Here is a 24307-nt window from a genome sequence, read left to right on the forward strand (position 1 = left end):
TTATGCTTTAGTGACCCAAGAGAACGAGCAACGCGAAGTTTGATTGGAAAGTCACTAGTCGTATAATGGTCCTGCCCCAAGAAAACGAGCGAAGCGAAGTTTGCTTGGCAAAGGCAGACCTTATGCTTTAGTGACCCAAGAGAACGAGCAACGCGAAGTTTGATTGGAAAGTCACTAGTCGTATAATGGTCCTGCCCAAGAGCAGAGCGGCAGTATTAAGGAGGTAACACATGAACGTTTATGATCAGGCTCACGGACTTGCCAAAGCAATCAGAGAGTCCGAAGAGTTTAAACAGTACGATCAGCTGAAAAAAGTAGTTGATCAGAATGAGGAACTTGCTTCGATGATTAAAGATTTTCAGGCTAAGCAATTTGAAGTGCAGGCAAAGCAGATGATGGGTGATGACAGTGCGTCAGGCATGATGCAGTCTGTGCAGGATCTCTATCAGATTATCATGAAAGATCCTATGGCGGCTCAGTATATGCAGGCGGAGATGCGCTTTTCCCTGATGATGAATGATGTCTATAAGATTTTGGGCGAAGTAATGGGTATTGGCAATATGCAGTAAATCTGTTATAATACCAATAGAGTTTATTTTATTAAATTGTTTTATATTGAAGAAAGTGAGAATAGACCGATGATTTATGCAAGTGATTTTAGAAAAGGCAGAACATTTCAGATTAATGGAGAACCTCATGTAGTTCTTGATTTCATGCACGTAAAGCCGGGCAAGGGCGCAGCGTTTGTAAGAACCAAGTACAAGAACATCATTACTGGTGCTACCAGAGAAGAAGCGTTCAATCCTGACGATAAGTTTGAAGAAGCAATTATCGAAACCAAGAAGATGCAGTACCTGTACAATGATGGAGATTTGTATTACTTCATGGACGGAGAAACTTATGAGCAGGTTCCTGTTGCCTACGATATGGTAGAGGATGCAATCAAGTACATGAGAGAAAACGATGAAGCAACATTGAAATTCTATAAAGGCGAACCGTTCATCGTAGAAGCACCGAATTTTGTTGATTTGGTAGTTACCGAAACCGAACCAGGTGTAAAGGGCAACACTGCTACAAACGTTACAAAGGCTGCTACAGTAGAAACAGGCGCAGTCGTTCAGGTTCCAATCTTCATCGAAGAAGGTGAAAAGATTCAGATTGATACCAGAAGCGGAGAGTATCTGGGAAGAGCAAAATAATTTGCAAAGCATAATTCAAAGATGAAGGGACGAAGCTTTCGTCCCTTTCTTTTTCATCACACCAGGAAGCACGAAAAGAGGTAAGGGACATTGAAAAAATCCAAAATCATTATTATAGCAATCGCCGTAGTTCTTATCGTTATTGCCGCCGCGGGATATCTTTTTTATCAGAATGGTCTCAATGCAGCAAAGCCAGGAGATACAGAGCCGGTTACTGTCAGCATTCCATCGGGCAGCGGGGCTTCTGCAATCGTAGAAATTCTGGATGAAAATGGTCTAATCAAGAATAAGACCTGCGCTAAAATTCACGTGCGTATAGCAGGGTATGATTCATTGCAGGCCAACACCTATATCTTTAATAAAAGTATGAACTTACTGGAAATCATGGATGCTATCAATACCGGAAACTTTGCCTATCTGTCCAAGAATGCATTTACAGTTATTGAAGGCGCTACCGTGCCGCAGGCTGCAGAAGCGATGGCTGAAGGACTTCCTTTTACCGCTGAAGAAGTTTTGAAAAAATGGAACAGCAAGAAATATCTTCGCCAGCTCATCGAAAAATACTGGTTCCTTACTGACGAAATTCTGCAAAGCGGCATTATGTTTCCGCTCGAAGGATATATCTATCCTGAAACTTACTTTGTGAGCGATGAAAATCCGTCCATCGAACAGGTAACAGAGATGATTTTGGATAAGACAGAGGAAGAACTGACAGCAAGAAAAGGTGCTATTACTGAAATGGGAATGACGGTTCATGAGTTTTTAGCTTTGACTTCTATTGTTGAAAACGAATCCCTTTTTGAAAAGGACAGACCAATTATTGCAGGAGTTTTTGTCAATCGTCTTGCAAAGGATATGACGCTGCAAAGTGATATCACGGTTCTTTATGCCCTGCAGGAAAAGCGGGTTGACGTAACTTATGAAGATTTAGAGGTTGATTCAAAATACAACACCTATAAATACGCAGGACTCCCTGTAGGACCTGTTTGCTCACCGTCTGCGCCTGCTATGGATGATCTTTTAAACTACGAAAAATCCGACTATCTCTATTTCTTTGCAACTGAGGACGGAAAAGTGCTTTATTCAAAGACTTTAGAGGAGCATAATAAAGTCGTAAGGGAAAACATGTGGTACTGATATGAACATCACCAATGATATCGTAACAGAATATTTGACTAGCTTTTACAGAGCGGTAAGCGAAGAGCTTGCACTACTTCGGGAAATAGGAGAAAGAGACCGGGTTCCTATCATTTTGCGGGAAACAGAGATGTATCTAAATACGCTGCTTTCTCTCACGAGACCGAAAAAAATTTTGGAGATAGGAACTGCAATCGGCTATTCAGCGCTATATTATGCCGAAATGTGTCCAGCGGCTGAAATTTACACCATCGAAAAGGATGAAGCTGCTTGGAATGCTGCCAGACACAATATTTCAGCCGCAGGAAAGACTGTGCAGATACACAGCCTCTTTGGTGACGGGCAGGAGCAGATAGAAAAACTGCGGGATCAAGGCTGCTGTGACTTTGATTTTGTCTTTATCGATGCTGCGAAGAGCCATTATAAGCGGTTTTTAGATGCGGCGCTTTCTGTATGTAGAGAAGGGGCAGTTATTGTTTCCGACAATATTCTGCAGAAAGCCATGACGGCTTCTGATGCTTATGACCCACAGAACAAACACAAAACTAACATTAGACGAATGAGAGAATATCTCACCTATATTACCAGTGACAATACCTTGCAGACGTCTCTTCTCAGCATAGGAGATGGTCTTGCAGTAACAATTTACAGAGGAGAACATGAATAAAGAACAGTTTGAACTGCTTGCGCCTGCAGGCGATTTGGAAAAATTAAAGACAGCCATTATTTATGGTGCAGACGCTGTGTATTTCGGCGGCGAAATGTTCAGTTTACGAGCAGGAGCAGGCAACCTGACCATTGAAGAAATGAAAGAGGGCATTGCGTTCGCCCATGAAAGGGGAAAACGCTGTTATCTTACCATCAATATCTTTGCCCATAACGAGGATATTGAGCCGTTGACTTCTTATCTGCAGCAGATTAAAGATTTGGGGCTTGACGCTTTTATTGTGTCTGACCCGGGCATTGTAGATCTGATTCAGGAAGTGATTCCTGCTGCTGAGATACACCTGAGCACTCAGGCAAATATGACTAACTACAGAACGGCCGGATTCTGGCATAAATTAGGCGTAAAACGACTGGTTTTAGCCAGGGAACTGACACTGCCGGAAATCAGACAGATCCGTGAGAATATCCCACCAGAAATGGAAATAGAGGCTTTTGTTCATGGGGCAATGTGCATATCTTATTCAGGAAGATGTCTTCTCAGCAACTTTATGATTGAACGCGATGCCAACAGAGGTATGTGCGCTCATCCGTGTCGCTGGAAATATGCCTTAGTAGAAGAAAAAAGACCGGGCGAATATTATCCGGTGGAAGAAGATGAACGAGGCACTTATATTCTCAATTCTAGGGATTTGTGTATGATAGAGCATATTCCGGAGATTGTTGGCTCAGGCATTATGTCTGCGAAAATCGAAGGCAGGATGAAAAGTATCTTTTACGTGGCGACAGTAGTTCACGCTTATAGAAAAGCAATTGATGCGTATTTTGCAGATCCGGCGCATTACAAGTTTGATGAAGACTGGATGCATGAACTGAAAAAGGTAAGTCACAGAGAATTTACGACAGGATTTTATTTTCATCAGCCGACAAATAAAGATCAGAACTATCAGACCAGTGCATATACCAGAGAGTACAGCTTTGTAGGGCTTGTAAAAGAATACGATGAAGAAACTGGTTTTGCTTTGGTAGAGCAGCGAAATAAGATGACCCTCGGCGAGGAAATTGAAATTTTTGGTCCTGATATTGATTTCTTTACGCAGAATATCACAGAAATGCTTGATGCGCAAACTGGTGAAAACCTTGAAAGCGCGCCGCACCCCCAGCAGCTTCTGAAAATGAAGATGGACCATCCGGTGAAACCTCACTATATTTTGAGAAAGAAAAAATAATTACCAAGTAATAAGGAGATGATTGAACATGACACCTGACCCCAGTAGCCTGCCGCTTGCGTTAAAAGTCACTTTTATGGTGCTTGCAATGGTTGGTAACGGCATTGCAGTTTTGATGAACACCGCTATGAACAGCGTAAACAGAAGCAAAATCAGACAAATGGCAACAGAAGAAAATGAAGTAGCAATACGTCTTGGAAATTTGCTTGCTTTACCGACTGATTATCGGTTTACGAACCGGCTGCTTAGTTACATTTTTATCGTTATCGGCGTATATTTTGCACTGGCACTGCCTCAGCACCCAATTCTTTCTGCGCTGGTTTACGTAACAGCGACCATCACTTTTAGTGAGTATTTTACTCGTAAGCTGGCGCAGCAGCACAGTGAATCTATTGCTATGAAGCTTTCCGCACTGCAGAAGTTCTTTGTCATCATATTAAAGCCATTTGTTGTAATATTGACTTTTATTGCAGATGTCTTTCTGAAGATGTTCAGACAGGAAACGAAGATTGAATACAGCGGATATTCCGAAGAGCAGGTAATGTCCATTTTAGAATCAGGGCAACAGAGCGGTGCAATCAAAGAAGAAGGTAAGAAGATGATCAATAGTATCTTCCAGTTTGATGACGAACTTGCCTATGAGATTATGACGCCTCGTACCGATGTGTTTCTTATCGACATCAACGATTCAACCGACGAGTATTTAGATGAGCTGATGGAACTACGCTATTCCAGAATTCCGGTATGTGAAGACGATACAGACAACATTATCGGTATTTTTCACATCAAGGACTATCTCATAAAAGCTAGAGAAACGGGATTTGACAAGGTGGATATTCGCTCTATTTTGCGCAAACCGTATTTTGTCCCTGAAACAAAGAATATCGACGCGCTGTTTTTTGAACTGCAGATTGAAAAGCAGCATATCGCCATTCTCATCGACGAATACGGCGGCTTCAGCGGTATTGTAACCATGGAGGACATCGTCGAAGAAATCGTAGGCGACATCGAAGACGAATATGATGAACAGGGGCACGTCATCAACAAGATAGACGATAATAATTATTATTTAGACGGAAACGTTTATCTCAGTGACCTTTCTGAAGAGATCAATATCAATCTGGAATCTGAAAACAGCGAGACCATCGGAGGCTTTATCATTGATATTCTGGGAGAAATTCCGGAAGAAGGTGATGAAAACAGGGAGGTTGTCTTTGAAAACTACATCTTTACGATTCTCTCCGTAAAGGAGCGTCGTATTGAAAAAGTAAAGCTGCACATTGAAGAGCCTGAAAAGGAAATTTCGGAAGATGAATCAGAAGAATAATAAACCCACCCTTCCGCAAAGCAAAGCTTCGGGTGGGTACCCGGGAACCTTGTTGTACCCGGACAATAAGCTTACAATGGGCATTGTCGCTCATGTGGACGCCGGAAAGACAACTTTGTCTGAAGGCGTCCTTTATCAAAACGGCATTACCAGACAGATGGGAAGAGTGGACCATGGGGATTCTTTCCTCGATACGTTTGTGCTGGAAAAAAACCGCGGCATTACTATTTTCTCTAAGCAGGCAATTTTTCCACTGGGCGATAAGGAGGTCACACTCCTGGACACACCGGGTCATGTAGATTTTTCTGCAGAAATGGAACGAACCCTGCAGGTTCTAGATTATGCTATTCTTTTAATCAGCGGTCCTGACGGTGTGACCGGACAGGTGCTGACCCTATGGGAACTGCTTTCCCGCTACCACGTACCGACTTTTATTTTTATCAATAAAATGGATCAGCAAGGGATGGATTTATCCGCAATTATGGAGGAGGTTCAGGCTCGTTTAAGTGCGCAATGCGTACTGGCGGGCAGCGAGGCTTTCTATGAAAAGGCTGCGCTGTGTGATGAAGCTTTGCTGGAAGCGTATTTGGAAACAGGAAAAGTTTCAGAAAACGCATGCGCCGGGTTAATCAAAGAGCGAAAGCTGTTTCCATGCTATTACGGCTCTGCACTGAAAATGCAAGGCGTAGATACACTTCTTGAAGGTCTTGCAAATTACACGATCTCTCCAAATTATGGAAGCGATTTTGGTGCTATCATTTATAAAATCAGCAGAGACGAACAGGGCAATCGCCTAACGCATATGAAGATAACCGGCGGTAGCCTTTCTGTGAAGGAACAGATTGGAGAAAGCAAGGTTCATCAGATTCGAATTTATAACGGTAAAAAATATGAGGCAGTGCAGCAAGTGTCTGCTGGTACGGTCTGTGCTGTGACAGGTTTTGCTGACACTTTTTGTGGACAGGGACTGGGCTTTGAACCTGCCGGCATTGAGCCGTATCTGGATACTGTGCTCAGCTATGAGGTGCTGCTGCCGCCCGATTGGGAGCCTCATGAGGCTTATGAGAAATTTTTGCAGCTGTCAGAGGAACTGCCGGAGCTGCATGCCTCTTGGAGCGAAGAAAGCAGCTGTCTGCGGATTCGTATGATGGGAGAAATTCAAGGAGAAATCTTAAAAAGTCTTGTCTCTGAGCGCTTCGGAAAGTCTATCGAATTTGGAGAAGATACGGTTTTATACAAGGAAACCGTTGTAGCTACGGTCGAAGGTGTAGGACATTTTGAGCCCCTTCGCCACTACGCGGAGGTTCATCTGCTTCTCACGCCGCTTCCTTCCGGCAGCGGAATCGTACTGGATACCGCCTGCAGTGAGGACACACTGGACAGAAACTGGCAGCGACTGGTTATGACACATCTGAAGGAGAAAGTTCATACAGGCATTCTGACAAATTCACCTTTGACTGATATGAAAATTACGTTAACCACAGGTCGCGCCCATGTGAAGCACACGGAAGGTGGTGATTTTCGTCAGGCAACCTACAGAGCACTTCGTCACGGTCTCAGAAAAGCCGGCTGCAGACTTTTGGAGCCTTACTATGATTACCGGCTGGAACTGCCGACAGATTTTGTTGGAAGAGCCATGAATGATATTCAGAATATGCACGGAACCTGTGAACCGTCGTCTGCGACTGGAAAAAACACCGTTTTAACCGGCAGAGCACCAGTTTCTACTATGAAGGACTATCAGAAGGATGTTACTTCCTATAGCAAAGGGCAGGGAAGACTTTACTGCACCTTGGCAGGATATTTTCCATGCCATAACGAAGAAGAGGTCGTACAAGCTGTCGGATATGAAGCCGATCGGGACCTGGAAAATCCTAGCGATTCTATCTTCTGTAAATCCGGCTCTGGAGTTAGTGTACCTTGGCAGGAAGTTGAACAGTATATGCATCTGCCTCTTTTCTGGCAGCCTGAAACAATACAGAAAAATGAAGGGTCTGTACGAGGTGGCAGTGAATCTCGCCAGTACAGCGACGAAGAGCTGGAAGCAGTATTTAAGCAGACCTATGGTACAAGTAAAAGAGAAACAAGTCGCTTTAAGAAAAGTGCCAGAATCATTACGGCAGAAAGCGGATTTTCCGGTCCCCGGATTAAAAGCGCCTATAATAACGCTTCTGCAGAGGAAGTGTTGTTGATTGATGGATATAACATGATATTTGCATGGGAAGAGTTAAAGGATATGGCTGCACTGAGTCTTGCAAGTGCCAGAGATTTACTGATTGAAATCCTTGGCAACTATCAGGGCTACAAAGAGAATCGAATCATCGTTGTCTTTGATGGTTACAAGAAACCAGGTAATCCCGGCACCACCCAGACTATTCATAATATGCAGATTATCTACACGAAAGAAGGCGAGACTGCAGACCAGTTTATCGAAAAATTTGTGCTGGAACATGTGAAAAAGCTGCGAATTACAGTTGCGACCTCCGATGGACTAGAGCAGATGATGATATTTGGTCAGGGAGCCCTTCGCATGTCAGCCAGAGAGCTTCGCATGCATATCATGGATACCAATGAAGAAATCAGGCAGAAATTCCTGCATAAGTTCTAAATACTACCATCTATTTGCAAAAAAACACCATTTATCATAAATGTCTTGAAATGGTGTTTCTTTTGTTGTAAAATGAAATGGTGTGAGTATTTACATTAAATGTAAAATTTAGAACAAAAAGAGGTGGAAAAGATGGAACAGGCAATCAAAGTAACTCATTTATCGAAGCGATTTAAAGATACTGCTGCCTTATCAGACGTATCCTTTGAAATCAAAAAAGGCGAGATTTTTGGTTATCTTGGACCTTCAGGGGCAGGAAAAACAACGACAATCAAGCTTCTCAGCGGACAGCTTTCTGCTGACAGCGGAGAGATTTCGCTATTTGGCACATCGCCTTTTGATTCTGAAATTCGAGATAGAATTGGTATCATGAGTGATAACAGTGGTCTTTATGATAAGATGACTGTATATGAAAATCTGAAATTATTCGCAGATATTTATCAGGTTTCCAGAGAGAAAATCGATGACGTATTAAAGCGTATCGGTATGGAAGACGCAGTAAAGAAGCCGGTTGAAAAACTTTCAAAGGGTATGCGTCAGCGGCTTATTTTTGCGAGAACCATTCTGCATAATCCAGAGATACTCTTTCTCGATGAACCTACAGCGAATCTTGACCCTGCAACAGCAGAAGAAGTGCGCAGTCTGGTTTTACAGATGAAAGAGCAGGGAACAACAGTATTTTTGACAACGCACAACATGGAAGAGGCCAATGAACTCTGTGACCGCATTGCATTTCTCAATTGTGGGAAAATTATTGAGTGTGGAAGTCCATATGATCTGAAACTGAAATATGCTAAAAAACAAGTAAAAGTTACGACAGCTTCGGAAGAAGTGCTTTTACCGCTGGAAGCGGATAAACTTTCTGCATATCTTGCCGGTGCTGGTGAAATCAAGATGATTCATTCTATCGAACCAAGCCTAAAAGAAGTATTCTTAGCGCTGACAGAAGAAGGGGGGAGAGCATAATGGGAAAGAGAATTAGGATGCATGTACTTCGTACTTTGTTCAAAAAGGATATGAAAGGATGTTTCGGCAATCGAAGCATTCTAATCACACTGCTGCTTCCGGCTGTCTTTGCGTTGCTTTATACATATGTATTATCAGATATTACGGGACTTGCGGCTGATTATGTGCTGCTTCTTTGCAGTGTAATGGAGCTATCTATCATTCCGCTGACCGCGCTTTCCACGATGATTGCAGAAGAAAAGGAAAAGCATACCCTGCGTTCACTGATGATGGCTAATGTATCAGGCGCAGAATTTATCTTGAGCAAGGCTCTTGTATGTTTGCTGCTGCTTATTGTAGAGGGTGTGATTCTATTTTTTGTCTGTGGCGCCGATATGGCGGGATTTGCCGGGTATCTGTTTATTATGATTCTAGCCTCCCTTGCGATTATCTGCTTCGGTGCAGTGGTAGGCATTGCGGCAAAAGACCAAATGTCAGCTGGAACGCTGGGCTCTCCTTTGATGATGCTCATGTTAATGCCGCCGATTTTCGGGCAGTTTAGCGAACTCATTGGAAAGATTGCTAAGCTGTTTCCTACGATGTCACTTTATACAGTGTATCCGTCTGTTGCAGCAGGAGAGTCCCTTGTTCTAGCGGATAACCTCGTTGCAATTGGAGTATGTATTGTATGGATCATCGCAGGTGTCATTCTGTTTCAGAGGATTTATAAGAAAAAGGGCTTGGATGATTAATCGTTCAATTTTGAGTAGTGAGGATTATTTGCCATGGCAAAACGATTTATCATTATACTTTGCATTTTTCTTGCACTTCCTATAGAAACTTTCAGCGCCAGCAGCGATATCGTCAGTACCAGCGATAGCAAATATACCTACAGTGATTTTATAGAGGATCTGAATGCGCTGACCGATAAATATCCGGACAGACTCTCTAAAACTTATCTGGGTAAAACGGCTGATCGCAGAAGTTTGTACTGTGTCGTTCTTGGGAATCCCAAAGCAGAGAAACAGATTTTTGTGACCGCCGGTATCCACGGCAGGGAGTACATTAACAGCCAGCTGGTTATGGGTATGATTGAGTATTATTGTAGAAACTACAAATCAGGTCTTTATTGCGGCGTTTCTTACGAGGAACTTTTTGATTCAGTCAGTATCATCATCGTCCCTATGGCAAATCCTGACGGTATTGCAATCAGTGCCCTTGGACCTGACGCTATCAGAAATGCAACTCTTCGAAAAAAGATCAAGAAAATGCCGAGAACCGGAGCTTATTCCAACTGGCAGGCCAATGCAAGAGGGGTTGATTTAAATAGAAATTACAAGATGTACAGTACGTATCCAAGTACAAAGACTTATGCCAGTCAGTATTATCCGGGTCCAAAGCGTTTTTCTGAGAATGAAACCCAGAGTATTTTAGCAGCTTTAGAAGACTGCTCCAATGTACAGGCTGTCATCAACTACCATAGTATGGGAGGGGTGATTTACTGGGGCTATCACAACAAAAGCTATAAGAAAAAGTGCTGGAGCTTTGTAAAACTGTTTCGCGACATGACCGGCTACAGCACCATTGATGAAAGCTACACTAAGGCGACATACGGGGATTTTGAGCATTACATCATGCATGAGTATAAAATTCCTTATGTATGTATCGAAAATGGAATCAGCGGCGTACCCGTTCCAAACAGAGAGTTTTCCTCAATATTTAAAAAGAATAAATTGGGCTTTGCTAAAGCTGCGTATCAGTACAGGTAGTAGGCAGGGCTTTGAAAAGACTGTTTTTACTTGAAAGTAGAGGCAGTCTTTTGTGTATTTATTTTTCGTAATTTTTTTATTGTAAACTAATAGGGTTTTGGTAGTAATTAGGAGGATTTAGCTATGAAACGAACTACAAAACTTTTACTCATATGTCTGCCGCTTCTCATGCTGTACAGCTGTAAAAATACAGAACCTGCGGCAACAATCGCTGCGCCGTCTGTCAGTGTGCAAAGCTTTCCGGGATCAGGAAAAATGCTGATTTCATGGAAACCTGTTGAAACCGTAGAAAATGTAGACGGTTACGGTGTTTTTCGTGCAGACAGCAAAGACAGTGAGTTTCAATGTTTGTACGAAACTGATAAAGTCGAAAATACAGCCTTTTATAACTACCTTGATACCGATAGAAAAGTAGGACAAACTTATTTTTACAAGGTAAAGAGTTATCATTTAGATGGTGAAAACAGGGTATACAGCGATACCGAAAGTTCGATTATTTCTGTGAAAGCAGAACCCTCAATCGCTAAAGACCCTGAAGATTCGCTAATGCTGGTAAATAAATCCTGCTGGCTTTCTGAGACCTATGTACCGGCAAATCTGGTTTCGGTCAGTGAATTTGCTGTGAAAGCCATCGATGCAAAGAAAATTGTTCGAGATGCCTATGAAAAACTGTATCATGACGCAGAAAAAGCCGGTTTTGATATCAAAATCGTATCTGCATATAGAGATTACGCACTACAGGAATATCTGTTTGCTTATTGGTGTGAAGTCGATGGGGAAGAACTGGCTCTAAGACTCAGCGCAAAGCCTGGAAGAAGTGAACATCAGACCGGCTATGCACTGGACGTATCCTGTGAATCTTCCGGTTGGGATCTTCTTGAAAGCTTTGGAAGCACACCTGAAGGAATATGGCTTGCTGAAAACTGTCACAAGTACGGTTTCATTATTCGCTACGAAAAAGATACAGAAGATATTACTGGCTATGCTTATGAACCATGGCATTTAAGATATGTCGGTGAAAAAACTGCAGGAGAAATCAAGTCCCAAGGCATTACCTTAGAAGAATATCTGGGAGCTGGTATAAGATAAAAGGTGATTGGTCGTAAGTGTAATAACTATTCCTAAAATCATAATTTTGGGAATAGTTATGGGAGGTTTATGAACACTTTGCCAAAACCATATCAAAATCCACCTCAAGTTATTAACTCAACATCAGTAAAATCTGTTCTCCAATCATCAATAATTTTATTTTTTTATTTCATCTTATCTTGTTTCATAAAACTTAATTCTAAATAAACCTTCATAGTTTCTGCGTTGCGTTTACATCTACTCACGTAATCACTTATGTTTTTTCTTAGACAAAAAACTCAGGACTTATGTGTAAAGGCACATATAGTCCTGAGTTTCGGAATGTCTTCTACTTAAGAGGAATTGGCGCAGCAGACATTCCTTTATGGGATAAAATTTCTGAGGCTCTAATTTGCGTTTTAAGCGATTTTATCGTGTGTAATCGATATCTTGGTCGACGAAAAAACTCGCTCAAAATGGTGTTTTTTCTAAATATGTCTAAATTCATAAAAGCAAGTTTATTGATATACCGGGACGACGATTTTCTGGCCGGCTGTTAGTTCATCTGCGGTGATTTCGTTAATGTCACAGATATCCTCAACGATTCGGCGTGCGTCTGAACTGGTCGGTCCATATTCTGTGGCGATATCCCAGATGGTGTCGCCGGCTTCAATCTCAACTACGTTATATAAATCCTTGGAGGAACTGTTTGCTGTATTGAAACCCAGTAATGTTCCTGCAATAGTAACAAGACAAAGAATTAAAACTGTCATAAAAAATGTAAATCTGAATTTGGAAGCTACTCTATATTTCTTGGTCATGTGTTCTCACCTCTCTAAACATTTGTTCGTTTTCTATATATTATCAGAATAAATGTTCTTTGTCAAGAGAAAAATAAACAAATGTTCGAAAATGGTATAACAAAAAACGTTCGCTCTGAAAACAGGCTGCGAACGCTTGATTTTCCCTATGAAATTATAAGGACTTTCCAAGAATATAAGCTTTTTCAGGATAGTCGGTCTGCTCGATATCCCCTTTCTCTGCACAGGCTATAGCATAAATTTGCCCTTTATCCTCCCACTTCAGATAGTGTATTGCCTCTTCGTAAACAGCCTGAATTCCTCTCGCCGTGCGAACATCTGTGTCTGCTGCAGTAACCAGCAGTGCAGATGATTTTTGAGCACCGCAGAGCATTTTATCGATACTGTAGAAGCGATCGATGACAGCTTTTATCTGAGAGGTAAACCCGGAATAATATACCGGCGATATGAAGACCACCATATCCGCAGAAAGCAGAGCCGGAATCAGCTCCTGCATATCATCCTCAAATACACAGACTGCGTCTCCTTGTCCACAGGCGTTACAGGCAATACAGCCATTCACTTCTTTCTGTGCAGCGTCAAAGCGATAAATGCTGTGGCCGGCTTCTTCTGCGCCCTTTATAAATGAATCTGCAAGAACAAAAGATGTTCCATTTTCATGAGGGCTTCCAGTTAAGACTACAATTTTCATTAAAACCTCCATTTATTTAGTAACTTTATCATAAAATTTATCAAGATATTGATTGATTTTATCTCTGTAAATGACGCAGAGAACAAATGCGATGACAGCAAAGGCGCCGATTACAGCCATTCCAATATAATGCTGTTTAAAATAGAATGCGCCAATCAAAAGGCTTCCTCCCATGCCGAAGACTCTTCCTGCCATAGAAAATGCCATAAATGCCTTAAATTTCATCTCGGAAACACCAGCAGCGTAGCTGACTACATCTTTCGGCAGCCCCGGAATCAGGTATAAAAGAAAGACTATGATATATGCCCTTTTGCTGTTCAGCCTGTCTATAAAATGGTTGATTCGTTCTTCGCCAAAGAACAGATGTACTGCGTCCTTTCCCAGAAGTCTCGCCAAATAGAAGGAAATCAGTGTGCCGAGAAAAGCACCTATCATGGAAAAAATCAGCCCTGGGATAAATCCGTACAAATATCCGGCGGCAAACTGAAATGCCTGTCCTGGAATCACGCTGATGACGATTTGCACCACCTGAATACCAATGTAGATGAAGATACTTTCAAATTTATATCTCTCCAAATAAGCAAGCACATCGTTAAAAGAACGGAACTGCTCGATAAAATCCCTCTGGCAAAAGATAATGTATAAAGGGATGCCGATTACAATGCCAGAAAGCACCGCCAGCTTTAAAATAGAAAGGATCAGCTTAGTTTTCTTCGCCTTTTTGATATTCTCCTTTACATCATCTTTTGTTTTATGCGCATTTTCTTTCCATGTTTCTTTGTCCATAAATTCCTCAAATCCCTTTTAAATATCTAATAACCCTTTTTTGTAAAGCTGCTGAATTGACTTAATCACGCCAAATTTTGAGTGCTCGTAGGTAAGTCCCCCTTGGAAATACACGATGTATGGCTCACGAATCGGCGCATCGGCGCTGAGCTCAATGGAAGAACCCTGAACAAAAGCGCCCGCGGCCATAACCACATCAGATTCATAACCCGGCATAGCCCAAGGCACAGGTGTTACGTGAGCGTCAATAGGTGCAGCCGCCTGAATTCCTTCGCAGAATGCAACTACAGCCTCTGGCGAACCCAGTTTCACAGACTGAATAATATCGCTGCGACTGTCGGAAACGCCTGGCCTGATTTCAAAACCCAGCATTTCATAAGCCTTTGCGCAGAGCATTGCACCTTTCACTGCCCCGTTTACAACCTTTGGTGCCATAAACAGTCCCTGCAAAATAGCGCGGGTCTGTCCGAAGGTAAGACCGCATTCTGCACCGATTCCCGGACAGGTCATGCGGTAAGAAATCTTGTCAATCAAATCTCTGCGTCCGCAGACATACCCGCCGGTCAAGGCAAGTCCGCCACCCGGATTCTTGATAAGAGAACCCGCTATCACGTCAATTCCAACGTTTGTAGGCTCTTTCACATCGAGAAACTCGCCGTAGCAGTTGTCCGCCATACAGACGATATCCGAATTGATGCCATGAACAAAATCAGCAACTTCTGCAATTTGGTTTACAGTAATTGAATTACGCCAACTATATCCGGTAGCTCGCTGAATGGAAACCATTTTGGTTTTATCTGAAATGGTTTTACCAAGGGTCTCAAGATCAATGGAACCGTCCGGCAGCAAGTCTACCTGTTTATAGGTTACGCCATATTCTTTGAGAGAACCCATGCCTTCACCGCGAATACCGATGACTTCTTCCAGGGTGTCGTAAGGACCACCACTGCAGTAAATCAGCTCATCGCCGGGACGAAGGATGCCCATTAGCGTAATCGCTAGAGCGTGAGTACCGTTTACGATGGTCGGACGAACCAAAGCAGCTTCTGTTCCAAAAATCTCTGCATAGACCTTTTCAACTGCCTCTCTTCCTGGATCATCGTAGCCGTATCCTGTACTCCAAGCAAAGTGCATATCCGCAATTCTGTGATTTTGCAGCGCCGACAGTACTTTATACTGGTTATATGCCATGATATCATCAAGGGTCTGGTAGGAGTCAGCAATCTCCTCCTCTGCCCTGTTTACAAGATTAAGAACCCTTGGGCTGATACCAAATTTTTCGATAAGTAGTTTGTCTGTGTAATTCATCTGTATTCTCCATTTATATTACAATTAAAATTATAAGCCTCTTTTCAGGTTTGTAAATCCCCCTGCATCATTCTTCACAAAACCTTAAGATTTTCGTTGCATTTGTGAAAGAATGATGGCGCAGAAAATCAGTCCGCAACCGAGATATTCTCTGAAAGCCAGCTTTTCCTGAAAGAAAATCATGCCCGCAATCATGGTAAAGACGGTCTCGCTGGAAAGGAGCAGCGACGCCTTTGCAGGCTCCATATAGCGCTGACCGATGACCTGAAAGGTGTAACCCAGCCCGCAGGAGCAAATGCCACCGTAAAGAAGCGGAACTATAGCCGCCTGCACGTCAGCAAGACTTGTATCTTCAAAAAGAAGAGATATTACGCTACATACAATTCCAGTCACAATAAACTGACAAGAGGAAAACTTGACAGGATCTAATTGCTGCACAAAGTGATCCACCATATAAAAGTAAACAGTATAAAACACGGCTGCAAACAACATCATCATATCACCGCGATTAAAAGCGGCACTGCCGCCGTAAAGGCACATGAAATAAAAACCTGTCATTGCAACCACTACTGCAATCCATACTGTCTTTTCTATTTTTCTCCCCAGAAAAACACCGGCAAGGGGTACTAAAATAATATACAGCGCCGTAATAAAACCTGCTTTTCCAATAGTTGTAAACGGAAGCCCCAGCTGCTGTGCAATCGTAAAAGTCATCAGATTGAGGCCGCACACAATGCTGCCGATTACAAGGGTTTTCGGATTGCGTTCCACTTCCCTTTGCGCCGGACTTTTTCTTTTGTCCACAAATAGCCAGAGTGGAATCAGAGATATGCCGCCTAAGAGACAGCGATAACCGGTAAAGGAAAAGGGCTGCAGATTTTCCGTACCTGCTTTTAGGGCAACCATGGCAAAGCCCCAGATGAAAGCAGCCACAAGAAGGAAAACTGCGCCTTTTAAAGTATTCTTATCTGTCACTTTTCGGTCCTCTCCTTTTCCCATTCCATGCCGCTTACCAAATCACGTTTTACATTTTGCTTGTGCTGTGCGTAAAGCTGGGTTGTCGTCACCTGTTCATGATCCAAAAGAGCTGCCACATCGTAAATCGAATTGCCCCTGCCGATTAAGCTGGTCGCAGCCGTCGCTCTCAGCTTATGAGGGCTGTAACCGGCTTTTGATGAAGTCTTTAATGCAATTGCGGTATATTTCTTTACAAGCTCTCGAATCTGTCTGTCAGTCATACGAGTGCCTTGCAGAGAAAGAAATAATGCGTCGCGGTGGTCTTCTAGCAGAGTTTCCTCCTCAGGTCTTTCATTTGCCAGATAGTCCTCCAATACAGCTGTTACCGACTGGTTTAAAGGCATGATGGATTCCTTACCGCGCTTTCTATAAATCTTAAACTCGCCGCGGGAAAAGTTAAAAGACGAGACATTCAGCTGCTGCAGCTCGGAAAGTCTGAGACCATAGGTCAAGAACAACATCAAAATGGCCTTATCCCGCTTTTTTGTTTTTTGCCAATAGGAATAGGCGTGCTTGGTTAGGCCTGTGCCGTTTGTCACAGCGTCCAGCATAATCATGACCTCATCATCCTGCAGCGCTTTAATCTCCCGTTCTCCTGCCTTCGGTACGCGAATCGGGTCAAAGCCGTCGGTAATATTCTTTTCGAGGAGCTGATCCCTGTACAGCTGCTTAAACATTACTGAGACAGAAGATTTTTTCCTCGCCAGTGTCTTATTGTTGTTTTCATAGACGTAAATGTTTTTTTCTGTTTCTACTTTATATTTTCTGCAGTAATCCAGATAGATATTGATGTCAGCGGCTTTTATTTCGGCAAATTCTTTTAAAGTAATCTGTGAGGTCGTCTCCGCCTTTGTCAAATCCGTTTCAGCAATCAGATAATTGCAGAAGAATTTAATATCGTGCAGATAGGCAAGTCTGGACATAGGCAGCACATTCCCTTTTAGATAGATGAAAAATCCGCGTAAAAACTTGGGAAGTTCCGACTCAATGTCTTCGCACTCTTGAAAAATCTGCGCTTCTTTTTTTACGATATTATCCGGTTTGTCACTTTTATTGTGAATTTTTATTTCTTTTCCAGCCATTTAAAGATCTCCTCAAGACAGCTTTCGTCACTGTCATATTCTGAAATGTTAAACCACTGCATATCCTTATATCGTTTAAACCAGGTCAACTGCCTCTTGGCGTAGTGTCTGGTATTTTTCTTGACTAAATCGACAGCCTCTGCTAAATCGTAGCGTCCCTCCAAATAGCCGATAATTTCTTTGTAGCCGATGCCCTTCATGGAAATATCGCTTTCTGTAAGACCTCTTTCCATCAGGTCTTTTACCTCATCACAAAGCCCCTGCTCCATGAGCAAATCCACTCGTTGATTGATCCGACCGTAAAGCTGCTGCCTGTCTCTGCAAAGACCGATGAGTCTGGCGCTATAGTCAGCTGTGGGCTTTAAATCCGTCGCAAAGTCTTTGACCTTTTCGCCTAAGGTCGCCGCTTCGATTGCGCGAACGACTTTCTTAATATTGTTAGGATGAATCCGCTCTGCAGCTTTTGGATCTGCTTCTGTCAGCTTTTGGTGAAGAAACGCAGCTCCATGAACTTCAGCTTCCTTATAAAGCTGTTCACGAAATGCGCTGTCACCCGGCGGCGCGCTAAAATCCATATCGTAAAGCAGCGCACTCAGATAAAGACCCGTACCGCCTGCAATGACCGGCGTTTTGCCTTTTGCAAAGATTTCCTCGATGGCACCTTTCGCCAGCTTTTGATATCTTGCTGCTGAAAAAGCCTCCGTCGGCTCAATTTCATCGACCAGATAGTGTTTTATCCGGCTGCGCTCCTCTGCCGTAGGCTTGGCGCTGCCGATGTCCATGTATTTATAAAGCTGCATGGAGTCGCAGGAAACCACTTCTCCATCCATATGCAGCGCAGTCTCTATGGCGTATTTTGTTTTTCCCACTGCGGTAGGTCCGCAGATTACAATGATTTCCCGGTTCATAACATTTATACTCTCTTAAACATCTTCTCTATTTCGTATTTTGAAAGTCTGATAAAGGTCGGTCTACCGTGAGGGCATGAAAACGGATTTTTACATGCGGAAAGCAGTTTGATAAGTGCTTTCATCTCCTCCATGGAGAGGTTGTCGTGAGCCTTTACCGCCGCTTTACAGGATTTTGTAATCAGTTTGTTTATGACAACGGTATTTTGAATCTTTGTACCATCAGCGACGCTGTCGATAAAGTGTTTCACAAAATCTTCCGCTTCAGAAATAGTCATAAAGGTTGGAATTTCCTTGATAATATAGGAATTCTGCCCGAATTCCTGGACAGCAAATCCCATATCAGAAAGGCAGTCTAGCCAGTCATATTCATTTTCCTTTACAGCCAGAGGCACTTCTAGAAGTATCGGTGTCAGAATAGGCTGGCGCAGCTTTTCTTCCTCCAAATACTCACCGACAAGCTTTTCATAGAATACACGTTCGTGAGCTGCGTGCTGGTCAATCAGATAAAAGTAATTGACGTCAACAGCCGTGATATAGGTGCCAAATATGGCGCCGGTTAAGGTAAGAACCTCAAAATCAAATGGCTGCATTGCAGGTGTATCAATGGAAAGTACAGGCTTTTCGAACTCTGTATTTTCAGCTTTCGACTGCGGAGGTTCCGAAAACGCATCGGTTACTTCGTCTGACGGTTTGTTCGCTTCATGGAAGACCTGCGGCATATCATAGGACACTTTTTCTTCGGCAACCTTTAAAGTTTCTCGACGGGTGGATAATATCTGTTTTATGTCTACCCGCGGTTCGGATTTATTTTCTGAGTTTTGCTCGTGTTTCTGTTCAGGCTCTGCCTTTGATTTTTGCGGCGGCTCAGGTTCAGAAATTGTAACTTGAGTTTCTACAGGGCGTGCGATCTCTTTTATCGGCGATTTAAAGATGTTTTTGACCTCTGTAACAGCGGCCTTGGTTCCGAGCGCCTGTACAATTCCATCCGCCACCAAAGCAGTGATATCTTCCTCCCTATCGAAGCGGACTTCCTTTTTGTTTGGGTGAATGTTGACATCCAGCTTTGCAGGATCTGTCTTGATAAATAAAAATGCAACCGGATATCTGCCATCAAAAAGTCTTTCTTTATAGCCGGCAGCGACTCCTCTTTCGATGACTTTGCTGGAAACAACCCTTCCGTTGACAAAGAAAATTTGATTTTTTCGATTGGTTCTTGACAGAGATGGTCTTGATATGTAGCCGCTGACCTTACTACCGTCTTTCTCATAAGTAACAGGAACTAAATCCTTGTATTCACTGATTTTATAAACCGCCAGAATAGCAGCCAGCACATCACCTTTCCCGACTGTAGAAAATATGATATTACCATTATTGATGAAACGAAATTTGACCGCAGGGTAAGCCAGCGCAATCTGGGACATAAAGTCGATAATCTGACCGCTTTCTGCACCATCAGATTTAAGGAATTTGCGTCTGGCAGGAGTATTATAAAACAGATCTGTTACGATAATGGTCGTACCGTCAGGACAGCCAGTTCCACTGTTTGCAATGACTTCGCTGCCGTGGATCAATAGTTTCACGCCCATTTTGGCATCCTTTGTCTTAGTGATAAATTCCGTATGGGTTACTGCGGCGATGCTGGCAAGGGCTTCACCACGAAAGCCTAGGGTTTCGATAGCATCCAGATCTCTTGCTGTAGAAATTTTGCTGGTTGCATGGCGAAGAAAGGCTGTTTCTGCCTCTTCCCGCGGTATACCGCAGCCGTTATCAGTGACACGAATATAGGTTTTTCCACCGTTTTTTATCTCCACTATGATTGAGTCAGCGCCTGCATCAAGGGAATTTTCTACAAGTTCTTTAATAATGGAGACTGGTCTTTCGATGACTTCTCCAGCAGCGATTTTATCAGCGATGTTCTTTTCTAAAACTTTAATCATCGATTGCTTCCTTTAACTCTTCTAAAATACCAATAGCTTGCGAAGGCGTAATTTCCATCAGATTCAGTTTGCGAATCCGGTCTACTACAGGATTTGGTCCTGGGGTAAAAAAGGAAATTTGTTCCTCAACAGAAGCTGCCGCAGGCTCTTTTGCAGCGGTTTGCACATATGTATATGGGGATATTTCTATGCTGCCTGCTTGCAATTGCTCCAGCTTTTTCTGGGCATTTTCAAGAAGCGGACTTGGTACCCCTGCTAGTTTTGCTACATGAATGCCATAGCTTCTGCTGGCAGAGCCGCGCACAATTTTGTGTAAAAATACGATGTTTCCATTTTCTTCTGAAACATCCACATTGAGATTGCAAACCCCCGGTATCTGCTCTTCCAGTGCAGTCAGCTCGTGATAATGGGTCGCAAATAGGGTTCTAATATGGGTGGCTTCATTGCAGAGGTAATCCACAGCAGCCCAAGCGATGGAAAGTCCGTCGTAGGTGCTTGTTCCCCTGCCGATCTCATCGAGAATAATCAGGCTTCGCTCTTTGGAGCAGCTGAGAATATAGGCGAGTTCGCTCATTTCTACAAAGAATGTAGACTGTCCCTGTGCCAGATTATCAGAGGCTCCGATTCTAGTGAAAATCCTATCTACGACACCGATTCTGGCGTACTCACAAGGGACAAAACAACCCGCCTGCGCCATCAGTACAATGAGTGCGGTCTGCCGCATGTAAGTAGATTTACCAGCCATATTAGGTCCGGTGATGACCAGCATACTGGTGTCTGTGTTGTTCAAATAGGTATCGTTAGATACAAACATGCCGTCTGTAATCATCTGTTCGATAACCGGGTGTCTGCCTTTTTCGATCTGCAGTTCAAAACTTTCGTCGATAATTGGCTTTACATAGCCCAGCTTATTGCTGACATTAGCAAAACTGCAAAGCACATCCAGCTGCGCAATAGCCTGGGAGGTTTGCTGAATTTCTCTGATAAAGGCTTGAATTTTATTTCTGATTTCTGTAAAAAGTTCATATTCCAGCTGGTTAATTTTCGTCTCCGCATTGAGAACCAGATTTTCCATTTCCTTCAGCTCCGGCGTGATGTAACGCTCATTATTGACAAGGGTCTGTTTGCGGATATAGTCCTCGGGAACCAGCGCAGCATTGGCTTTCGTTACGTCAATATAATAACCGAAAACCTTATTAAAACCGACCTTTAAGGTACGAATGCCCGTTCGTTCTCTCTCAGTATTTTCTAAATTTGCAATCCACTGTTTGCCGTCTTTGATGGAAAACTTGATATCGTCAAGTTCTTTGGAATAGCCTTCTTTAATCAGCCCACCTTCTTTGATGGCAAATGGCGCATCTTCTCTGATGGCGCTTTCTATCAGGGTATAGATTTCTTCTAAATCATAAATCTGAGCAGAAAGCTGCTGCAACAAGGCTGAATCTACGTACTGCAGGCTGTCTTTAATTTCAGGCAGCACAAAGACCGAGCTTTTCAGTGCAATCATGTCCTTGCCGTTGGCATTTCCTGACGCAATTCTTCCGGCAAGCCGCTCAAAGTCATAGACCTGTTTCAGTGCTTCGCGCAGGTTATTCTCTAAAATCGGCTGCTCGGAAAGTTCCGATACTGCGTCGAGGCGCAGATTGATTTCGGCGGCATTGTTCAAAGGTTCCCTCAGCCACTGTTTCAGTTTACGGCATCCCATAGCCGTTGCCGTCTTGTCCAAAACGCCCAGGAGCGAGCCCTGAACTCTTTTATCGTATAATGTCTCTGTAATTTCAAGGTTTCTGAGTGTCGCCTTGTCGAGAGACATGTGTTTTCCTATTTCATAAAATCTGCACTGAGTCAGCTGTGAAAGGTTTTGCTTCTGGGTTTCCAGCAGATATGAAAGCAGCGCCCCAAGAGACAGTACGCACAAGTCTCTTCCCGAAAGTCCTAAACTTGTCAGCGAAACCTGGCTGAATTGAGCCTTAATTGCGTCCTCAGCGGCTTTTTGCGCATAGTAGGATTCATTCCTTGCAAAGACAAAAGCGCCAGTGACAGCTTTGATTTCGTCACAGTCTATGATGGACTGTGCACCTTCGTTTATCATGATTTCTTTTGCATCGATTTTGGCAAGCTCATTGAGCATATTCTGTGCAAAATTTAGTCCGGAAAGTTCTTCTGTTGTATAAAGCTCACCTGTTGAAATATCACAGTAAGAAATGGACATACCCTTCTTGTCCAAATATACCGAAGCCAGATAGTTATTTTCGTTTTCCTTCAGCATGGTCTGTGAAGTCACCGTGCCTGGTGTAACAATCTGTATAACCTCACGTTTTACAATACCTTTAGCGGCAGCAGGATCTTCCACCTGTTCGCAGATGGCTACTTTGTATCCTTTTTCTACAAGACGAGCGATATAGGTATCAGCAGAGTGAAACGGCACGCCGCACATAGGAGCTCGCTCCTCCTGCCCGCAGTTTTTGCCGGTTAAAGTCAGCTCCAGTTCTCTGGACGCAAGTTTGGCGTCGTCGAAGAACATCTCATAAAAATCGCCCAATCTAAAAAAGAGAATACAATCCTGATATTCTGCTTTAATTTCTAAATATTGCTGCATCATTGGTGATAGCTTGTTTTTTGCCATGAAAGTATTACTCCTTTTTTTATAGTTCATTTCTTCTAAAAATAGTCCGAAAATGTATAGAGGAGATTGTCCATACAGTCCGGTTTCGTCGTCGGCAAGCAGCGCACCTGTGTTAGACTTATAAAATCGTTCTAGCGCCTGCTCCTCAGTTATTTGAAATTCCTTTGCAATCATCTCTACGATGAGCAGAAAGTTTGAAAAGATAGCTTACTCATAAAATTTCTCCGAATATCCATTTAGTTTTTCAAAATATAAATCCTCTGCCAAATACTGATCGCTCATGCAGTGCATATCGGAAACGCCTTCACTTAGAAGCTCATAAGTCTTTGAATGATAAAAAAACGATAATGCTTCACGCTTTGTTATATTTGAAAGTGCTGCAAAGCGGCTGATAACACGGGCGTATTTCATTTGCAGTAAAATTGGATTTGCATTCATATCGAATCACTCCTTTCAAATTTCAAGCATCTTTCTATCATATCTTGACTTCTAAAACAAATTTGCAGGTTTGGATCCTCAAATTTCAGCCGTTTCAGAGCTTCAGTTTTGCCGATTAAACCATCGAAATACAGCTCTATCGTATTGAATACTTTATCGTTGGCAACACCGCCGATTACCATATCATAGTCGGTCTTGTCCTGACCGTTTCTGCACGCCAAAACAAAATCCAACCAGGATTCAGAGTAACTTTCAAATCTCAATATCTTGAATTGATGACTTTCTAACTCACAAAACTGATACTGGTTGAGAATGGCCTGCTGGTCACGCCGCTTAAATTTTTGACACCAGTTTTCAGCCTGTGCCAGAATCGGTGTCGTATAAAACCCTTTTCCAAAATCTACATTCAATCTAGAAAACTGAATATCGGGGTATTTAATTTCTGTATTAGAACCATGGTATAAAATCATATTTTTATTCCTTTTTCGTTCAGGAGCGACAGAATGTCTTCTAAAATATATTCTTTGCTCTGGGTATGAAGAATCGGATAATTTGGGATAATGTAACTGTAAAGAATATCGCTGTCTTCCGTAAAAGCCTTAAATATCCTCTGGCTGCCTACACTTAGTTTCTTTTCCAGATTCTCAACACAAAATACAGCAAATTCAAGTTCCTCTTGGCTGATGTCATGTTCTTTTTCTCTAGACGCCATTTCCTCATCTCCATTTCCTATAATACTTAATTA

Annotated in this window: 23 protein-coding genes; 11 read left to right on the forward strand and 12 right to left on the reverse strand. The window is 42.7% G+C overall.

What is annotated here, in order from left to right:
* Positions 1-230 precede the first annotated feature (230 nt).
* From NFR88_RS12465 to NFR88_RS12515, 11 genes are all read left to right on the forward strand, one after another.
* Positions 231-569: a YlbF/YmcA family competence regulator gene (locus tag NFR88_RS12465; RefSeq protein WP_160201452.1), complete on the forward strand. Its 339-nt coding sequence runs from the start codon at positions 231-233 to the stop codon at positions 567-569.
* A gap of 69 nt (positions 570-638) precedes the next feature.
* The gene (gene efp, locus NFR88_RS12470; RefSeq protein ID WP_160201462.1) at positions 639-1199 is read left to right on the forward strand and encodes an elongation factor P; all 561 of its coding nucleotides are present in this window, start codon (positions 639-641) and stop codon (positions 1197-1199) included.
* Positions 1200-1289: 90 nt separating this feature from the next.
* A complete protein-coding gene (gene mltG, locus NFR88_RS12475; RefSeq protein ID WP_160201451.1) occupies positions 1290-2336 on the forward strand; it encodes an endolytic transglycosylase MltG in 1047 nt (348 codons plus the stop codon).
* Between the two features lies 1 nt (position 2337).
* Positions 2338-3003: an O-methyltransferase gene (locus NFR88_RS12480; RefSeq protein WP_160201450.1), complete on the forward strand. Its 666-nt coding sequence runs from the start codon at positions 2338-2340 to the stop codon at positions 3001-3003.
* Entirely contained in the window at positions 2996-4228 is a 1233-nt protein-coding gene (locus NFR88_RS12485; protein WP_251616393.1) for a peptidase U32 family protein, read from the forward strand. The genes NFR88_RS12480 and NFR88_RS12485 overlap by 8 nt, the downstream gene beginning before the upstream one ends.
* A gap of 28 nt (positions 4229-4256) precedes the next feature.
* On the forward strand, positions 4257-5555 hold the full coding sequence (locus NFR88_RS12490) for a hemolysin family protein (protein WP_251616396.1): 1299 nt from the start codon (positions 4257-4259) through the stop codon (positions 5553-5555).
* A complete protein-coding gene (locus NFR88_RS12495; protein ID WP_251616399.1) occupies positions 5539-8163 on the forward strand; it encodes a translation factor GTPase family protein in 2625 nt (874 codons plus the stop codon). Before NFR88_RS12490 ends, NFR88_RS12495 begins: the two co-directional genes overlap by 17 nt.
* Positions 8164-8295: 132 nt before the next feature.
* Positions 8296-9129, forward strand: coding sequence for an ABC transporter ATP-binding protein (locus tag NFR88_RS12500; protein ID WP_160201446.1), 834 nt, complete (start codon positions 8296-8298; stop codon positions 9127-9129).
* Positions 9129-9860 carry an ABC transporter permease gene (locus NFR88_RS12505; protein WP_251616406.1) on the forward strand — a complete coding sequence of 244 codons (732 nt, stop codon included), beginning with the start codon at positions 9129-9131 and terminating at the stop codon, positions 9858-9860. Before NFR88_RS12500 ends, NFR88_RS12505 begins: the two co-directional genes overlap by 1 nt.
* A 33-nt stretch (positions 9861-9893) precedes the next feature.
* Positions 9894-10877 (forward strand): M14 family zinc carboxypeptidase, encoded by a 984-nt coding sequence (locus NFR88_RS12510; protein WP_161908510.1) that lies wholly within the window; start codon positions 9894-9896, stop codon positions 10875-10877.
* 123 nt (positions 10878-11000) lie between these two features.
* On the forward strand, positions 11001-11966 hold the full coding sequence (locus NFR88_RS12515; RefSeq protein WP_251616407.1) for a M15 family metallopeptidase: 966 nt from the start codon (positions 11001-11003) through the stop codon (positions 11964-11966).
* A 497-nt stretch (positions 11967-12463) separates the two neighbouring features.
* Here the strand turns inward: NFR88_RS12515 and NFR88_RS12520 are convergent, their stop codons facing one another.
* The 12 genes from NFR88_RS12520 to NFR88_RS12575 form a co-directional block, all read right to left on the reverse strand.
* Positions 12464-12718, reverse strand: a complete 255-nt coding sequence (locus NFR88_RS12520; RefSeq protein ID WP_160201443.1) for a LysM peptidoglycan-binding domain-containing protein — start codon at positions 12716-12718, stop codon at positions 12464-12466.
* A 202-nt stretch (positions 12719-12920) separates the two neighbouring features.
* Complete coding sequence (locus NFR88_RS12525) at positions 12921-13457, reverse strand: flavodoxin family protein (protein ID WP_160201442.1); 537 nt, start codon at positions 13455-13457, stop codon at positions 12921-12923.
* Between the two features lie 12 nt (positions 13458-13469).
* Positions 13470-14243, reverse strand: coding sequence for a TVP38/TMEM64 family protein (locus tag NFR88_RS12530; protein ID WP_160201441.1), 774 nt, complete (start codon positions 14241-14243; stop codon positions 13470-13472).
* Positions 14244-14261: 18 nt separating this feature from the next.
* Positions 14262-15551, reverse strand: a complete 1290-nt coding sequence (locus NFR88_RS12535) for a methionine gamma-lyase family protein (protein ID WP_251616408.1) — start codon at positions 15549-15551, stop codon at positions 14262-14264.
* A gap of 84 nt (positions 15552-15635) precedes the next feature.
* Entirely contained in the window at positions 15636-16550 is a 915-nt protein-coding gene (locus NFR88_RS12540) for a DMT family transporter (RefSeq protein ID WP_207709515.1), read from the reverse strand.
* Positions 16523-17650, reverse strand: a complete 1128-nt coding sequence (locus tag NFR88_RS12545; RefSeq protein WP_160201438.1) for a tyrosine-type recombinase/integrase — start codon at positions 17648-17650, stop codon at positions 16523-16525. Before NFR88_RS12545 ends, NFR88_RS12540 begins: the two co-directional genes overlap by 28 nt.
* The gene (miaA, locus tag NFR88_RS12550) at positions 17632-18558 is read right to left on the reverse strand and encodes a tRNA (adenosine(37)-N6)-dimethylallyltransferase MiaA (protein ID WP_251616410.1); all 927 of its coding nucleotides are present in this window, start codon (positions 18556-18558) and stop codon (positions 17632-17634) included. The genes NFR88_RS12545 and miaA overlap by 19 nt, the downstream gene beginning before the upstream one ends.
* A 5-nt stretch (positions 18559-18563) precedes the next feature.
* Positions 18564-20498: a DNA mismatch repair endonuclease MutL gene (gene mutL, locus NFR88_RS12555; RefSeq protein ID WP_251616424.1), complete on the reverse strand. Its 1935-nt coding sequence runs from the start codon at positions 20496-20498 to the stop codon at positions 18564-18566.
* On the reverse strand, positions 20491-23124 hold the full coding sequence (gene mutS, locus NFR88_RS12560; RefSeq protein ID WP_251616425.1) for a DNA mismatch repair protein MutS: 2634 nt from the start codon (positions 23122-23124) through the stop codon (positions 20491-20493). Before mutS ends, mutL begins: the two co-directional genes overlap by 8 nt.
* A 207-nt stretch (positions 23125-23331) precedes the next feature.
* Entirely contained in the window at positions 23332-23562 is a 231-nt protein-coding gene (locus tag NFR88_RS12565; RefSeq protein WP_160201435.1) for a DUF3791 domain-containing protein, read from the reverse strand.
* On the reverse strand, positions 23559-24032 hold the full coding sequence (locus NFR88_RS12570; RefSeq protein WP_251616426.1) for a DUF3990 domain-containing protein: 474 nt from the start codon (positions 24030-24032) through the stop codon (positions 23559-23561). The genes NFR88_RS12565 and NFR88_RS12570 overlap by 4 nt, the downstream gene beginning before the upstream one ends.
* A complete protein-coding gene (locus NFR88_RS12575; RefSeq protein WP_160201433.1) occupies positions 24029-24274 on the reverse strand; it encodes a DUF3791 domain-containing protein in 246 nt (81 codons plus the stop codon). Before NFR88_RS12575 ends, NFR88_RS12570 begins: the two co-directional genes overlap by 4 nt.
* Between the last annotated feature and the right edge of the window lie 33 nt (positions 24275-24307).

It is taken from the genome of Senimuribacter intestinalis (assembly GCF_943192965.1).
Taxonomy (GTDB): Bacteria; Bacillota; Clostridia; order Peptostreptococcales; family Anaerovoracaceae; genus Senimuribacter; species Senimuribacter intestinalis.